This is a genomic window from Jiangella alba (assembly GCF_900106035.1).
Classification (GTDB): Bacteria; Actinomycetota; Actinomycetes; order Jiangellales; family Jiangellaceae; genus Jiangella; species Jiangella alba.
The window spans coordinates 2,867,891-2,882,979 of the sequence record NZ_FNUC01000003.1; the positions used below are offsets into that span (position 1 = coordinate 2,867,891).

Here is a 15,089-nt window from a genome sequence, read left to right on the forward strand (position 1 = left end):
ACCCCCTCACCGGCGCAGTTGCTGCGAGAAGCGCGGGTCGAACGCGTCGCGCACGCCGTCGCCGAACAGGTTGAACGCCAGCGTCGTGATCAGCAGCGCGGCGCCGGGGAAGACGACGAACCACCAGGCCGTCGTGTAGTAGTTCTGCGCGGAGCTGATCATGCCGCCCCAGTCGGCGGTGGGCGGCGGCAGCCCGAGGCCCAGGAACGACAGCGTCGCCTGGGTGACGATCACCACCGGCACCAGCAGCGTCGTGTAGACGATCACCGGCGCGAGCACGTTCGGCAGCACGTCGACGAACATGATCCGGATCGACCCGGCGCCCAGCGAGCGGGCCGCCTCGACGTACTCGCGCTCCCGGATCGACAGCACCTGGCCGCGCACGATGCGGGCCACCGACGCCCAGCTGAAGAACCCGATCACCAGCACCGTCACCGTCATGCTCGGCCCGGTGACCGATACCAGCGCGATCGCGACCAGCAGGAACGGCACCGACAGCACGACGTCGACGATGCGGGCCAGGACGGTGTCGAGCCAGCCGCCGACGTAGCCGGCGGCCAGCCCGACCAGCACGCCGATGACGACGGTCAGCCCCGTGGCGACGACGCCGACCAGCAGCGACACGCGGGCGCCGTAGGCGATGCGGACCAGGATGTCGCGGCCGAGGTCGTCGGTGCCGAGCCAGAACGTGCTGTTCGGCGCCCGCGGCAGCCCCTCCGGCGACAGCCCGATGTCGCGGTACTGCTCGTTCGGCGGGTGCCCGGTGACGTGCGCGACCAGCGGCGCGGCGATCGCGACGACGACGATCAGCAGGATCACGACCAGCGAGATCATCGCCACCCGGTCGTGCCGCAGCCGCGACCACGCCAGCGCCCAGGTGCCGCGGCCCTCGATCGGCTTCGCCGTCGCGGCGGACGCCGTGACCGTCGCGACCGGCTGGGCGTTCATCGCACGCCTCCCGGCACCGGCGCGGGCACCGCCGCGAGGTCCTCGCCGGCCCGCAGCGGGTGCCAGCAGGCGGCCCGGTGCTCGTCCGGGTCGCCGAGCACCGGCACGAGCGGCGGCTCGGCCAGCGCGCAGTCCTCGCGCGCCTTCGGGCAGCGCGGGTGGAACCGGCAGCCCGGCGGGGGCGCCACGGGCGACGGCACGTCACCGCCCAGGATCACCCGGCGGCGGCTGTCGGCGGCGTCGGGGTCGGCCACCGGCGCCGCCGACAGCAACGCCCGCGTGTACGGGTGCCGCGGGCGCTCGAACAGCACCTCCGAGGGCGCCAGTTCGACGATCTTGCCGAGGTACATGACGGCGATCCGGTCGCTGACGTGCCGCACGACGGACAGGTCGTGCGAGATGAACACGTAGGTCAGGCCGAGCTCCTGCCGCAGGTCGGCGAGCAGGTTGATGATCTGGCCCTGGATCGACACGTCCAGCGCCGACACCGGCTCGTCGCATACCAGCAGCCGCGGCCGCAGCGCCAGCGCCCGCGCGATGCCGATGCGCTGGCGCTGGCCGCCGGAGAACTCGGCCGGGAACCGGTTGTAGTGCTCCGGGTTCAGCCCGACCAGCTCCATCAGCTCCTGCACCCGGCGCTTGCGCTCGTGGCGTCCGGCCAGCCCGTGGATCGCGAACGGGTCGCCGATGATCGCGCCGACGCGGCGGCGCGGGTTCAGCGAGCCGAACGGGTCCTGGAAGATCATCTGCAGGTTCCGGCGCAGCGGCCGCATCCGCGCGCCGGACAGATGGGTGATGTCGGCGCCCTCGAAGAAGACCCGGCCGCCGGTCGGTTCCAGCAGCCGGGCCATGCAACGGGCCAGCGTCGACTTGCCGCAGCCGGTCTCGCCCACCAGCCCCAGCGTCTCGCCGGGCGCGACGTCGAGGCTGACCCCGTCCACGGCGTGCACCACCCCGCCCGGGCGGCCGGTGAGCGCGGACGCCCCGGCAGGGAACTCCTTGACCAGCCCCTCCACCCGAAGCAGCGGCTCGGTGTCCATCAGGCCGCCTCCTCCGCGCTCTGCTGCCGCGGCCGGTCCGCCGGCAGCCAGCAGGCCGACTGGTGCCGCGGGTCGGCCAGCACGCCGGCCAGCGGCGGGGTGATCGAGCAGCGCTCGAACGCGTACCGGCAGCGCGGCGCGAACGGGCAGCCCGGCGGCACCGCGATCAGGCTCGGCGGGCTGCCCGGGATCGGCCGCAGCCGCCCCGACACCTCGCCGCGCAGCGGCAGCGACGTCAGCAGTCCCTCGGTGTACGGGTGGTGGTAGCGGTAGAACAGCTCGCGCCGCGGCGCCCGCTCCATGGCCGCGCCGGCGTACATGACGACGACGTCGTCGGCCAGCTCCGCGATCACGCCGAGGTCGTGCGTCACCATGATGATCGCGGTGCCGAACTCCTCCTGCAGCCGCCGCATCACGTCCAGCACCTGCGCCTGGACGGTGACGTCGAGCGCCGTCGTCGGCTCGTCCGCGATCAGCACCTCCGGCGAGAGCGCCATCGCCATCGCGATCATCACCCGCTGCCGCATGCCGCCGGAGAACTGGTGCGGGTAGTCGTCCACCCGGGTCTCCGGCCGCGGGATGCCGACCAGCCCGAGCAGGTCGGCGGCCCGCGTCCGCGCCTCCGCCCGCCCGACGTCCTCGTGCGCCCGGATGATCTCCTCGATCTGCCAGCCGATCCGGTGGTACGGATGCAGGCTGGACAGCGGATCCTGGAAGATCATCCCGATCCGCGCGCCGCGCACCTCGCGCAGCTCCTCCTCGCTCGCCGTCAGCAGGTCCACCCCGTCCAGGCGGACGCTGCCCTCGACGTCGGCGCCGCGGGTGAGCCGGGTGATGGTCTGCACGGCCACCGACTTTCCCGACCCCGACTCCCCCACCAGGCCCAGCGTGGACCCCGCGGCCAGCGTGAACGACAGTCCCCGGACGGCGCGGACCACGCCGTCCGGGGTGTCGAACGAGACCCGGAGATCCTCGACCTCCAGCAGCGCCATGTCAGCCGCCCTGCTCGCCCTTGGTCAGCCACACGTTCGCCGGGTCGAAGTTCTGGAACGCCGGGATGTAGACGGCGTTGTTGACCTGCGACGCGTGGTAGTTCGCGTTGAGCGGATCGGTGATCGGGAAGAACACGGCGTCCTTCATGACCTGCTGGTCGGCCTGGTCCCACAGCTTGGCGGCGTCGTCCTTCGTCGCCGCCTGGGACGCCTGCTGGATCAGCGAGTCCAGGTCCGGGTTCTCGTAGAGGCCGAAGTTGCTGCCGGCCGGCGGGAACGACGGCGGGCCGGAGAACAGCGGCTTGAAGAACGACAGCGCCGCGTCGCCGTACCAGTCCGGGCCCCACCCGGCCAGCGCCAGGTCCCACGTCCCGGCCTGCGCGACCGACGGCACCTGCAGGTACTTCGTGTAGAAGTCCGCGTTCGGCGACGGCACGCCGGTGACGGTGATGCCGGCCTTCTGCAGGTCCTGCTGGGCCGTCTGGAACGCCTTGCTGCTGCCCTCGGACGCGTTGCGGTACAGGAACTTCAGCGTCAGCCCGTCCGGGTAGCCGGCGTCGGCGAGCAGCTGCTTCGCCTTGTCGACGTCGTACGGGTACAGGTCGGAGTCCTTGGACCCGTTGACCTCCTTCGGCAGCACGTGAGTCAGCGGCGGCGTCACCTTCGGCCCGCCCAGCACCTGGATGATGTCGTCCCGGTTGAGCGCGTACTCCAGCGCCTGCCGCACCTGCGGCTTGCTCAGCGCCGACGCGTTGTTCGGCGACGCCGTGTTGAACACGATGTACGGGTTGGTCGACGACGTGTCGCCCAGATTCAGGTTGGGGTCGTCAGCGCTCATCAGCCCGGCCAGCTGCGACGGCGGCACCTGCACGTCGAACTGCATGTCCGCCGACGGCGTGCCGGTCTGCAACTGCTGCTGGATGGAGTCCTGGCTGACCGTCTCGTCCACGACGATCTTGTCGACGTAGGCCTTGCGGATCGGGTCGGTGGACGAGTCCCACGACGGGTTGCGGGTGTAGGTGATCGACTTCGTCGGCTCCCACGACTCCACCTGGTACGGCCCGTCGGAGATCTCGTGCTGGCCCAGCTCGGTGCTGCCCGGCAGGTAGGCCATGACCTCCTCCGGCGCCGGCGAGAAGGCCGGCAGCGTCAGCATGTCGACGAAATACGTCGCCGGGTGCGTCAGCGTGAAGGTCACCGTCGTGTCGTCGGTCGCCGTGACTCCGGGCAGGTCGGTGGCGTCGATGTAGTTCGCGATCGACTTGGCGTCCTGCGGCACCTGCGCGAACCCGTCGCAGAAGTCCTGGTAGCCGACGATGAGGTCGGCGAAGTCCGGCGTGCCGCCGAACGGCTGCACCGGGTTGCAGGTGCGCTTGACGCCGCGGACGACGTCGGCGGCGGTCACCGCGCGGGCCGGGCTGGTGTTCCAGTTCACGCCGTCGCGCAGCGTGATCGTGTACGTCTTGCCGTCGGAGCTGATGCCGCCGTTGTCCTGCGTCGGCATGTCCTTGGCGAGGTCCGGGACGGCGGTGGTGGTCTTGCCGTCCTCGGCCGGGTAGGTGAACAGCTGCCGGCTCCACAGCCGCAGGTTCAGGTACCCGACGGAGTAGTAGCTGACGTTCGGGTCCATGTAGTCCACGTCGCCCGCGCCCAGCATGTTGAGCGTGCCGCCGGTGACGGCTTCGCCCGTGGAGTTGCTTCCGGCGGCGCTGCCGCCGTTGCCCCCGCACCCGGCGAGGGCCAGCAGGCCGGCCACGCCGATGACGGCGGCGGCCCATCGTGCTCTGGCGTGCCTCATGCCGCCATTCGACGCCCGGCGCCGGGGCGTGTCGCCGCCGCGCCGGTGGTTGTCACGGGTTCGCCATCTGCGCGGGCCGGTTCGTGACGCTGCGATGAAGGTTCGTCATGGTCGTCACGAGAGCGTCATACTCGAGACATGACGCGCAGTGTGCTGCTCGTCGAGGACGACCAGCGGGTGCGGCGAGCCCTGCGGCTGGCGCTCGAGGACGAGGGCTACCAGGTCCGCGAGGCCGGCTCCGGCCGCGACGGGCTGGCCGAACTCACCCGCGACCCACCCGACGTCGTGCTGCTCGACCTCATGCTGCCCGACACCGACGGCTTCGCCGTGTGCCACCAGATCAGGCACACCAGCGCCGTCCCCGTCATCATGGTCACCGCCCGCACCGACAGCCACGACATCGTCGCCGGGCTCGAGGCGGGCGCCGACGACTACGTCACCAAGCCGCTGGTCGCGAAGGAGCTGTCGGCCCGCATCCGGGCGCTGCTGCGGCGCACCGACAACGCGCCGGGCGGGGCGCCGCGGCGGCTGACGTCCGGCGACCTCTCGATCGGCGTCGACGAAGGGGTCGTGACGCGCGACGGCTCGGCCCTGCCGCTCACCCAGACGGAGTTCAAGCTACTGGCCGAGCTGGCCCTGGCCGGCGGCAAGGTGCGCAGCCGGGAACAGCTGCTGGAGCGGGTCTGGGGGTACGGCTACTTCGGCGACAGCCGCATCGTCGACGTCCACGTCCGGCGGCTGCGCACGAAGGTCGAGCGCGACCCCGCGAGTCCGGCCCACGTGGTGACGGTGCGCGGCCAGGGCTACCGTCTGGTGCCGTGATGGCCTGGCGGCCGAGGCTGCGGCCGGGACTGCGCCACCGGGTCGTCCTGTGGTTCGGGCTGCTCGGCTTCGGGCTGTCGCTGCTGCTGGCGGTCACGGTGTGGGTGCTGCTGAGCCGGTTCCTCGTCACCGAGCAGGAGTCGACGGCGCTGACGGAGACGTCGGCGAACGCGACGGCGATCCAGCGCGGACTGTCGGCCAGCCAGAGCGACATCGACGGCCTGCTCGCCGGCCTGCCCGCGGCGGACGGCCGGACGGCGGCGATGCTGCGGTGGGACGGGACGTGGCACGTGACGCCCGCGGGGACGTCGCCGGACGAGCTGCCCGCGGCGCTGCTGGCGACGGCCGAGGGCGGCCGGCCGGCGCAGGAGCGGGTCTCCGTCGACGGGACGACGCAGCTGGCGGTCGCGCTGCCGCTGAGCAACCCCGGCGACGTGTACGTCGAGCTCTACTCGCTGTCGTCACTGAACCGGGTGCTGCTGATCCTCGCCATCAGCCTCGTGGCCGGTGTCGTGCTGGCGACGGGGTTGGGGCTGGCGGTGGGGCGGGCGGCGGGCCGGCGGGCGCTGCGTCCGCTCGACGCCGTCAGCCGGACGGCGGCCCGGCTGGCCGCCGGTGACCTGCGCGTGCGTCTCGACGCCGGCGACGACCCCGACCTCGTCGAGCCGGCCGCGTCGTTCAACCGCACGGCCGAGGCGCTTCAGCAGCGGGTCGAGGCCGACACCCGGTTCGCCGCCGACGTCAGCCACGAACTGCGCACACCGCTCACGACGATGCTGAACTCGATGCAGCTGCTGCAGGCGCGGCAGGCGGATCTGCCGCCGGCGCTGCGCGAGCCGCTCGAGCTGCTGGCCGCCGAACTGGACCGGTTCCGCCAGCTGGTCGTCGACCTCCTCGAGATCTCCCGCGACTCCGCCGCCGACGACCCCGGCGCCCGCGAGACCGTCGTCCTCGGCGACCTCGTCCGCCACTCCGCCGACTCCGCCGCCGGCCGCCCCGTCACCTCCGTCGACCCCGACGTCGCCGACGCGCTCGTGCTGGCCGACAAGCGGCGGCTGTCGCGGGTGGTGGCGAACCTCGTCGACAACGCCGAACTGCACGGCGGCGGCTGCCTGGCCGTCCGGGTCCTCGCGCACGACGGCCGGGTCCGCTTCGAGGTGGACGACGCCGGGCCGGGCGTGCCGGAGGACCGGCGCACGCGCGTCTTCGACCGCTTCGCCCGCGACGGTGTCAGCGGCGGACGGGGTGGGCGCGGGGTGGGTCTCGGGCTGGCGATCGTGGCCCAGCACGTGCGCTGGCACGGCGGCGCCGTGACCGTCCTCGACCGCCCCGGCGGCGGCGCCCGCTTCGTCGTCGACCTCCCCGTCGTCCGCTCGTCCTCGGCCGGCTGGCGGACCTGACCCGACCGCTCAGCGGCTGCGCTCGGCCATCCGAGAGGTGATGGTGAGCACCGTGTTGACGCCAGCGCCAACCGTTGGCACCGTCGTCAACCCGTCGGAGAGGGTGCCAGCAGCCGGGGCCGTCAGATCGCACGCTCTCAGCGTAGTGAGACCGCCGTCCACGAGACGGGCGGGAGCTCCAGCCGCAGCGTCCCGCCGTCCAGCACCGCCGACGGCGTCGGGCGCAGGCCGACGCGGGTGGGGTGGTCGAGGGTGTTGCGGGCGTGGACGTCGTCGTCCCAGAGGGTGACGGCCTCGGCGATCGACGTGGCGGCGACGTCGACCGAGACGGTCGCGGGTGCGTCGACCGACCGGTTGACCAGGAAGACCGACGTCGAGCCGGTGGCGGCGTCGTGCGTCGCCACCGCGTCGACCACCGGCACCTCACCGAGGGCGGACGTCGAGTACAGGGGCGACGACACGTCCACCGCCAGCGTCACGCCGCGGGCCAGCCGCGACGTCACCGCGAACGGGAAGAACGTCGTCTGCCGCCACGCCGGCCCGCCCGGCTCGGTCATGATCGGCGCGATGACGTTCACCAGCTGCGCGAGGCTGGCCGCCGTCACGCGGTCGGCGTGGCGCAGCAGCGACATCAGCAGCCCGCCCACCACGACGGCGTCGGCGACGGTGTACGAGTCCTCCAGGATCCGCGGCGCCACGGGCCACACCTGCGGGTCCGTGACCTTGTCCTCGTCGTGGTAGCGGTCGACGTACCAGACGTTCCACTCGTCGAAGGAGATGTCGACGCGGCGCCGGCCCGGCCGCAGGGCACGGACGTGGTCGATGGTGGCGACGACGGACTCGATGAAGCGGTCCATGTCGACCGGCGACGCGAGGAAGCCGGGCAGGTCGCCGGGCGTCTCGTGGTAGTACGCGTGGCAGGAGAGGTAGTCGATCTCGTCGTACGTGTGCTCCAGGACGGTCCGCTCCCACGCGCCGAACGTCGGCATCTGCCGGTTCGAGCTGCCGCACGCGACCAGCCGCACGCCGGGGTCCAGCTGCCGCATGGCCCGTGCGGTCTGGGCGGCCAGCTTGCCGTAGTCGTCGGCGCTGCGGTGGCCCAGCTGCCACGGCCCGTCCATCTCGTTGCCCAGGCACCAGAGCACGACGCCGTGCGGGTCGGGCGTGCCGTTGGCGACCCGCAGATCGGCGAGCGTCGATCCGGACCGGACGTTCGCGTACTCCAGCAGGTCCAGCGCCTCCTGCACGCCCCGGGTGCCGAGGTTGACGGCCAGCATCAGCTCGGTGCCGGCCTTCGCCGACCAGCGGGCGAACTCGTCCAGCCCGATCTCGTTCGTCTCCAGCGAGTGCCAGGCGAGGTCCAGCCGCCGCGGCCGGTCGGCGACCGGGCCGACGCCGTCCTCCCACCGGTAGCCCGAGACGAAGTTGCCGCCCGGGTAGCGGACGGTCGACACCCCCAGCTCGCGGACCAGCTCGATGACGTCCTTGCGGAAGCCGTCCTCGTCGGCGGTGGCGTGGCCGGGCTCGTAGACACCGTCGTACACCGCGCGGCCCAGGTGCTCGACGAACGAGCCGAACAGGCGCCGGTCGACGGCCCCGACGACGAACGACGGATCGACGGTCAGCGATGCGTGCGGCACTCAGTTCTCCTTGGTCGTGGTGCGGGGATCGTGGGCGTGCGCCCGGAACCGGTCGACGAGCGGGGTGGGGACGCGATACAGGACGCCGTCGCGCTCGGACAGCTCCCACAGGCCCATCGTCAGCCGGTGCGCCTCGCGCGGCTCGGTGGAATGCCGGTACGTCCACTCGTACATGTCGAACACGGGCCACCAGGTGTAGGCGACGACGGGCACGCCGGACGCCCGCAGCCCGTGGACGGCCTCGACGGACGCGTCCAGCCAGGCCGCCCGCTCGGCGACGCTCCCCGTCACGCAGGTCTCGGTCAGCGCGACCGGCACCCCGTACCGCTCCCAGGCGTTGCGCAGCAGCTCCTCCAGGCCGAGCACGCCGTCGTCGCGGGTCGGACGGGGGTCGGCGAAGCCGCCGCCATGCGGGTCGGCCGCCGTGACGATCTCGGTGGAGTGCCGCGGGTAGTAGTTGACGCCCATGACGTCGGGCTGGACGGCATGGTCGGCGAACCAGGCCAGTTCCGCGTCGGAGAAGCCGTCGGTGACCCGGCCGGTCACCAGGTCCTCCACCAGGTGCACCTGCCGGCGCAGCCGCGAGATCAGGGCCGCGTCGTCGCCGTCGTAGCGCATGCCGGCGTCGACGTGCACGAACACGCCGCGCTCCCCCAGCACGTCGCGCATCGCCCGCTGCGCGAGCACGAACCCGCGGGCCAGCTGCCGCACCATCGTCCGCAGGCCGGACGGCCCGGAGAGGTACGGCGGCCAGTACGCGTACTCGCCGGAGAACAGCGCGTGGATCATCGGCTCGTTCACCGGCGTGTAGTCGGTGACGCGGTCGGCATAGCGCTCGGCGACCCGGGCCGAGTACTCCGCCACGTGCGACGGGTAGTCGGGGTGGGCGAACTGGCCGTCCAGCCACAGCGGCGTGCCGTAGTGCAGCAGGTCGACGACCGGCCGCAGCCCCAGCTCGGCGAACCGGTCCATGACGCGGTCCAGCCACGACCAGTCCCACGCGCCCTCGGCCGGGTTGACGCGGTGCCACGGCACGCCCCAGCGCAGCAGCTCCGCGCCGGCCGACGAGGCCAGCCCGAGGTCGGACGACCAGAACTCGTAGTGCTGGGTCAGCTCGTACTCGTCGATGGCCCGCTCCCCCGGCCGCTGCTGCGGCACGAAGGTGTCCTCGACACCCAGCGCGAAGTGGAGCCGGCCGTCCAGATGCCACGCCGTCATTTGATCCCCGTCGTCGCGATGCTCTCGATGAACCGCCGCTGCACCAGCAGGAACGCGATCACCAGGGGCAGGATCGCCACCAGCGCGCCGGCCATCATGACGCCGTACGGGACGATGCCGCCCGGCCCGGTCAGCAGCGTCAGCCCGGACGTGATGGTGCCCATCTCGCGCTCGGTCGTGAAGATCAGCGGCCACAGCAGGTCGTTCCAGTTGTTGACGAACGTGAAGATCGCCAGCGTCAGCAGCGCGGGGACGGCGTTCGGCAGCACGATGCTGCGGAAGATCCGCAGCTCCGACGCGCCGTCGATGCGGGCGGCGTTGTCGAGGTCGCGCGGCAGCGCCAGGAAGAACTGGCGCAGGAAGAAGATGCCGAACGCGTCGGCCGCCCGCGGCGCGATCAGCCCGGCGAACGTGTTGACCCAGCCGAGGTCGCTGACCAGCTGGTACACCGGCACCAGCGTCGCCTGGAACGGGATCATCAGCGTCGCGATGATCGCGATCAGCAGCGTCCGCCGCCCGGTGAAGTCGATGCGGGCCAGCGCGTACGCCGCCAGCGAGTCGAAGACCAGCGCGAACGCCGTCACGCCACCGGCGAACAGGAAGCTGTTCAGCACCAGCCGGGTGAACGGCAGCTCGTCGACGATGCGGCGCAGGTTGTCCAGCGTCCAGTCCTGCGGCAGCAGCGTGGGCGGGTACGCGTTGACCTCGGACACCGGCTTGAACGCCGTCAGCACGATGATGGCCAGCGGCAGCAGCACGGCGGCGGTGACGGCGAGCATGGCCACCGTGCCGAGGACGGTGCCCGGCCGGATGCGCGCGGCGTTCACTGGGCGTCCTTCTCTCGGCGGCCGAAGAACACGAACTGGACGACGCTGAGCAGCAGCGTCGCGATCAGCAACACGTACGACAGCGCCGACGCGAAGCCCAGCTCCAGCTTGCGGAAGCCGGACTCGTAGATCTCCATGACGATGGTCTGGGTGTTGCCGTACGGCCCGCCGCCGGTCATGACGTAGATCTGGTCGAACGCCTGCAGCGCCGCGATCATCGCGAACACCAGCACGAACGCGAACGTGTTGGACAGCAGCGGCATGGTCACGTGCTGGAACCGCCGCCACGGCCCGGCGCCGTCGACGCGGGCCGCCTCGTATAGCGAGCCCGGGATGTCCTGCAGCCCGGCGAGGAAGATCACCAGGTAGAAGCCGAAGTTCTTCCACACCGCGACCAGCGCGACCGCCGGCATCGCCAGCTGCGGGTCCTCCAGCACGTTGCCCAGTTGCAGCCCGAGCCCGCCCAGCCAGTGGTTGAGCAGCCCGACCTGCGGGTCGATCAGGTACGTCCACGCGTACGCGGCCACCGCCAGCGACACCACGAACGGCAGGAACAGCGCGGTGCGGAACAGGCCGCGGAACGGCAGCGCCGGGCTGTTCAGCACCAGCGCGAGACCCAGCGCGACGATCACCGCCGTCGGCGTGAACAGCACCGTGTACCAGAGCGTGTTCGTGACCGCGTCGAACAGGTCGGGGTCGGTGAACACCTGGACGTAGTTGTCGAACCCGACCCACTCGGCCTCGCCGAAGCCGCTGGCGTCGGTGAACGACGTGCGCAGCGCCGACACCATCGGCCAGCCGACGAAGACGGTGAGGATGAGCAGGGCCGGGCCGAGGAAGGCCAGCGCGGTGGCGCCGCGCCGGCCGCCGCGCCGGGCCCCGGGCGCCACCCGCCGCCCGCCCAGTGGCGCGGGCGGCCGGTAGCGCCGTCGTGGTGCGGTGAGGGACACCGGGCCTACCCGAGCGCCGATTCGATCTCGGCCTGCGCCTCGGACAGCAGCGTCGCGACGTCCTCGCCGGCCATCGCCCGCTGGGTCAGCTCGTCGACCGCCGTCAGCACGTCGACGCTGTTCACGACGCCGGGCAGCAGCGGCCGGCCGAACTCGGCCTGCTCGGTGAGCGCGGCCACCACCGGGTTCTCGGCGACGGCGTCGGCGGGGACGTCGGTGCGCAGCGGCGGCCAGCCGGAGCCGAGCGACCACGTCACCGCGTTCTCCTGGTCGAGGAAGAAGCTGAAGAACCGCTCCGCCGCCTCGACGGCGTCGTCGCCGGCCTGCTCGGTGATGGCCATCGAGACGCCGATGGCCGACGCCGCCTGCGCCTGCGGCCCGGCCGGCACCGGCGCGATGCCGTAGTCGATGCCGTTCTCCTCCGAGATCGACGCCATCCACGGCCCGCCGAGGTACATGGCGGCCTTGCCACTGCTGAACAGCCCGTCGCCGGCGATGCCGTCGACACCCGTCGGCGAGATCTGGTCCACCGCGATGGCCTGGTACCAGTACTCCAGCGTCGCGCGGTTCTCCGGCGAGTCGATGACGACGTCGGTGCCGCCGTCGACGATGTCGCCGCCACCACCGTAGAAAAGGCTGGGCCAGACGCCGTTCGCGACCGTCGCGTGGTCCGGGATGGCGGCGCCGTACTGCTCGGGCGTGCCGTCGCCGTTCTGGTCGACGGTGAGCGCCTTGGCCGTCTCGACCCAGTCGTCCCAGGTGGCCGGCGGCTCGGTGATGCCGGCGGCGGCGAACAGCGCCTTGTTGTAGAACATCGCCAGCGGGACGAACCCGGTCGGCACGCCGTAGCGGGTGCCCTCGACCGTCACCATCTCGACGGCGCCGGCGTTGAGCTCCGCGGTGTTGCTCTCGGGGTCGTCGTAGAAGTCGTCCAGCTCGACGAACGCGCCGCGGTCGGCGTAGACGGGCAGCCGCTCGGCCGGCATCGCGACGATGTCCGGGCCGTTCCCGGCCGACAGCGCCGGCAGCAGCGTGTCGTCGATGACGTCCCACGGGTTGATCTCGGTGCTGACCACGACCTCGTCCTGCGAGGCGTTGAAGTCGTCCACGAGCTGCTCGAGCACGTCGCCGTCGGCCTCGGTGTACCCGTGCCAGAAGGTGAGCTCGACGGGGCCGCCGGCGGAGTCGCCGCCGGAGTCGTCGCCGTCGCCGCAGGCCGTGAGACCGGCCGCGAGCGCGAGGACGAGCCCCATCGTGAGGCGGTTGCGTGTCATGGTGCATTCCTTCTCGACAGTGAGATGATCATGACCTTACAACGTTGTAAGGTTCAGGATGAGGAAGACCGCAGGAGATGTCAAGCCCGGACTCAGCCCGCCTGCGTCGACTCGCGCTCGACGATGCGATAGCCCGAGCGCAGCTCCCGCCGCGGCTCGTCGGGGCCCTTCTCGACGCGGTCGAGCAGCACCTCGACGGCGAGCCGGGCGATCTCGCGCCGGCCGGGGTCGACGGTGCTGAGGCTGGGCAGCGAGTACTTGCCCTCGTCGACGTCGTCGAAGCCGATGATCGCGACGTCGGCCGGCACCTTGACGCCCTGCTCCTGCATGACCCGCAGCGCGCCGAGCGCCAGCTCGTCGTTGAGCGCGAACACCGCGTCGAACTCGACGCCGCGCTCGAGCAGCGCCCGCATGGCCTCGGCGCCGTTGATGCGGTGCCACGGCCCGGCGTCGACGACCAGCGCGTCGTCGTAGCCGACGCCGCGCGCCTCGAGCGCCGCCCGGTAGCCGCGCAGCCGCAGCCCGGCCGAGCCGATGACCTCGCCCTCGTGCGCGCCGATGACGGCGATGCGCCGCCGGCCGAGGTCGAGCAGGTGGTCGGTCGCGGCGCGGGCGGCGTCGACGTTCTCCATGGTGACGTGGTCGACCGGGCCGTCGAAGATGCGCTCGCCCAGCAGCACCAGCGGGAAGTCGACGGCGAGCAGCCCGCCGTCGTCGTTGCCCAGGCCGAGCGGGCTGAACAGCAGGCCGTCGGTGAGCTGGCGCCGCGATCCGGCCAGGACGTCCAGCTCGCGGCGGCGGTCGCCGCCGGTCTGCTCGATGACGACGACGACGTCGCGCTGCTCGGCGGCGGTGATGACCTCGTCGGCGAGCTGGGCGAAGTAGGCCAGGCTCAGTTCCGGCACGGCCAGCCCGATGGCGCCGGTGCGGCCCGACCGCAGACTGCGCGCCTGCCGGTTCGGCCGGTACCCCAGCTCGTCGATGGCCGCCTGCACCTTGGCCCGGGTGGTGTCGGAGACGTACGGATGGTCGTTGACGACGTTCGACACGGTCTTGAACGACACGCCCGCGAGCCGGGCGACATCACGCAGTGTCGCTGTCATGGACACACCGTACCCAAGCCACCAACCCCCATGATCATCAACCTTTTGCGCTGCCGGGCCGACACAGAAGGTTGATGATCATGGGACGCCGCAGGCTGGCCCGCAGGATCGCGGGCGGCCGGGCCAGCCGCGGGCGCGCAGGACGCGGGCCTGTTCCGCGGCGACGCCGCAGGGGTCGCCGAAGACGTCGGCGTGGCCGTAGCGCAGGGTGGCGTGGCCGTCGACGGTCGCGCTGTTGTCGCGACGGCGGTCACGGAATCGCCCCTCATCGGCGTGCCCAATGCGGCCGTCCAGCTCGACCCTCAGGTGATGGTCTGGGTAGTCGACGTCGATCCAGATCACCCGGTTCCCCGCGACGCGGCGTTGGCGGCAGCCGGCCGGAAGGCCGTGGGCGCGTTCGACCCGGCGCAGATGACGCAGCTCCAGCGGTGACTGGGCACCGTCGGCGACGTCGGCGAGCATGGCCTCGACCATCGGGCGCCAGCGGATCTTCTTGCGGCGGGCGAGTGCATCGGCGAGGCGTTCCGGCGTGGTCAGGCGACGTTGGCAGGCCGCCGTCACCCAGCCCTCCACGTCGCTCGGATGCGGTGCGACGTCGACGAGATCCAGCACGGTGTCGTCGACCCGCGTGCGCGGTGGCATCGCGACCGGATGCCGCGTCAACGGCAGCCGGTGCGCGTAGTGCACCCGCACGCCGTCGATCTTGCCGCGAACGTGCCGGCTGACCGGCGCGGTGACGTGGATGACCGGCCCGGGATCGTCGCAGAGTCCGCCGAGGTGGGCGGCGGTGCGGTGGCTCGCCGCGGCGCCGTCGCCGACGCGCAGGATCGCCGCCCACACCTGCGCCGCGAACGGCAGCGGCCCGGTGAACGTCGCGAAGGTGTGGGCATGCACCCGCTGCCAGCGTCCCGACGCGACCAGCCACCGAAGCCTGGACGGCGTCAGCCCGGCCGCCAGCGCCTGGGCGCGGCTGACCACGCCGTGCTGGACGGCGACGAGCTCTTCGAGATCCACATGCGCAAGCCTTCGTCCGCGACCGCCGCCGCGCCAGGCCCCGTTGTGCATCTGTGGACAGCC

General features: G+C 72.2%; 13 protein-coding genes. 2 read left to right on the forward strand and 11 right to left on the reverse strand.

Annotated elements, in window-relative coordinates:
• Nucleotides 1-6: 6 nt before the first annotated feature.
• From BLV02_RS15610 to BLV02_RS15625, 4 genes are read right to left on the reverse strand one after another with little or no spacing between them, the layout of a single operon-like run.
• Nucleotides 7-948, reverse strand: a complete 942-nt coding sequence (locus BLV02_RS15610) for an ABC transporter permease (protein ID WP_069111776.1) — start codon at nt 946-948, stop codon at nt 7-9.
• Nucleotides 945-1,988, reverse strand: coding sequence for an ABC transporter ATP-binding protein (locus tag BLV02_RS15615; protein WP_069111775.1), 1,044 nt, complete (start codon nt 1,986-1,988; stop codon nt 945-947). Before BLV02_RS15615 ends, BLV02_RS15610 begins: the two co-directional genes overlap by 4 nt.
• Complete coding sequence (locus BLV02_RS15620; protein ID WP_069111774.1) at nt 1,988-2,980, reverse strand: ABC transporter ATP-binding protein; 993 nt, start codon at nt 2,978-2,980, stop codon at nt 1,988-1,990. Before BLV02_RS15620 ends, BLV02_RS15615 begins: the two co-directional genes overlap by 1 nt.
• A gap of 1 nt (nt 2,981) precedes the next feature.
• Nucleotides 2,982-4,778, reverse strand: a complete 1,797-nt coding sequence (locus BLV02_RS15625; RefSeq protein ID WP_069111773.1) for an ABC transporter substrate-binding protein — start codon at nt 4,776-4,778, stop codon at nt 2,982-2,984.
• Between the two features lie 138 nt (nt 4,779-4,916).
• On the opposite strand from BLV02_RS15625, the gene BLV02_RS15630 reads away from it, so the two are divergent.
• Together BLV02_RS15630 and BLV02_RS15635 are read left to right on the forward strand one after the other, a co-directional pair.
• Nucleotides 4,917-5,600, forward strand: a complete 684-nt coding sequence (locus tag BLV02_RS15630; protein ID WP_069111772.1) for a response regulator transcription factor — start codon at nt 4,917-4,919, stop codon at nt 5,598-5,600.
• Nucleotides 5,600-7,000, forward strand: coding sequence for a HAMP domain-containing sensor histidine kinase (locus BLV02_RS15635; RefSeq protein WP_069111771.1), 1,401 nt, complete (start codon nt 5,600-5,602; stop codon nt 6,998-7,000). The genes BLV02_RS15630 and BLV02_RS15635 overlap by 1 nt, the downstream gene beginning before the upstream one ends.
• A 137-nt stretch (nt 7,001-7,137) precedes the next feature.
• Here BLV02_RS15635 and arfA read toward each other — a convergent pair whose 3' ends face one another.
• The 7 genes from arfA to BLV02_RS15670 form a co-directional block, all read right to left on the reverse strand.
• Nucleotides 7,138-8,640: an arabinosylfuranosidase ArfA gene (gene arfA / locus BLV02_RS15640; RefSeq protein WP_069111770.1), complete on the reverse strand. Its 1,503-nt coding sequence runs from the start codon at nt 8,638-8,640 to the stop codon at nt 7,138-7,140.
• Nucleotides 8,641-9,858, reverse strand: a complete 1,218-nt coding sequence (locus BLV02_RS15645) for a family 1 glycosylhydrolase (RefSeq protein WP_069111769.1) — start codon at nt 9,856-9,858, stop codon at nt 8,641-8,643.
• The gene (locus BLV02_RS15650; protein ID WP_083288730.1) at nt 9,855-10,637 is read right to left on the reverse strand and encodes a carbohydrate ABC transporter permease; all 783 of its coding nucleotides are present in this window, start codon (nt 10,635-10,637) and stop codon (nt 9,855-9,857) included. Before BLV02_RS15650 ends, BLV02_RS15645 begins: the two co-directional genes overlap by 4 nt.
• A 44-nt stretch (nt 10,638-10,681) precedes the next feature.
• The gene (locus tag BLV02_RS15655) at nt 10,682-11,635 is read right to left on the reverse strand and encodes a carbohydrate ABC transporter permease (RefSeq protein WP_083288691.1); all 954 of its coding nucleotides are present in this window, start codon (nt 11,633-11,635) and stop codon (nt 10,682-10,684) included.
• Nucleotides 11,636-11,640: 5 nt separating this feature from the next.
• Entirely contained in the window at nt 11,641-12,909 is a 1,269-nt protein-coding gene (locus BLV02_RS15660; RefSeq protein ID WP_069111767.1) for an ABC transporter substrate-binding protein, read from the reverse strand.
• A 92-nt stretch (nt 12,910-13,001) separates the two neighbouring features.
• Nucleotides 13,002-14,012: a LacI family DNA-binding transcriptional regulator gene (locus BLV02_RS15665; protein ID WP_069111766.1), complete on the reverse strand. Its 1,011-nt coding sequence runs from the start codon at nt 14,010-14,012 to the stop codon at nt 13,002-13,004.
• A 78-nt stretch (nt 14,013-14,090) separates the two neighbouring features.
• Nucleotides 14,091-15,026, reverse strand: a complete 936-nt coding sequence (locus tag BLV02_RS15670) for a type IV toxin-antitoxin system AbiEi family antitoxin domain-containing protein (RefSeq protein ID WP_216094243.1) — start codon at nt 15,024-15,026, stop codon at nt 14,091-14,093.
• Nucleotides 15,027-15,089: the final 63 nt, after the last annotated feature.

What these genes read in the sequence shown, in the direction of transcription:
- BLV02_RS15660 (WP_069111767.1), bottom strand. Translation starts at nt 12,909, where the DNA reads ATGACACGCAACCGCCTCACGATGGGGCTCGTCCTCGCGCTCGCGGCC.
- BLV02_RS15665 (WP_069111766.1), bottom strand. Translation starts at nt 14,012, where the DNA reads ATGACAGCGACACTGCGTGATGTCGCCCGGCTCGCGGGCGTGTCGTTC.
- BLV02_RS15645 (WP_069111769.1), bottom strand. Translation starts at nt 9,858, where the DNA reads ATGACGGCGTGGCATCTGGACGGCCGGCTCCACTTCGCGCTGGGTGTC.
- BLV02_RS15635 (WP_069111771.1), top strand. Translation starts at nt 5,600, where the DNA reads ATGGCCTGGCGGCCGAGGCTGCGGCCGGGACTGCGCCACCGGGTCGTC.
- BLV02_RS15610 (WP_069111776.1), bottom strand. Translation starts at nt 948, where the DNA reads ATGAACGCCCAGCCGGTCGCGACGGTCACGGCGTCCGCCGCGACGGCG.
- BLV02_RS15650 (WP_083288730.1), bottom strand. Translation starts at nt 10,637, where the DNA reads ATGCTCGCCGTCACCGCCGCCGTGCTGCTGCCGCTGGCCATCATCGTG.
- BLV02_RS15620 (WP_069111774.1), bottom strand. Translation starts at nt 2,980, where the DNA reads ATGGCGCTGCTGGAGGTCGAGGATCTCCGGGTCTCGTTCGACACCCCG.
- BLV02_RS15630 (WP_069111772.1), top strand. Translation starts at nt 4,917, where the DNA reads ATGACGCGCAGTGTGCTGCTCGTCGAGGACGACCAGCGGGTGCGGCGA.
- BLV02_RS15615 (WP_069111775.1), bottom strand. Translation starts at nt 1,988, where the DNA reads ATGGACACCGAGCCGCTGCTTCGGGTGGAGGGGCTGGTCAAGGAGTTC.
- BLV02_RS15625 (WP_069111773.1), bottom strand. Translation starts at nt 4,778, where the DNA reads ATGAGGCACGCCAGAGCACGATGGGCCGCCGCCGTCATCGGCGTGGCC.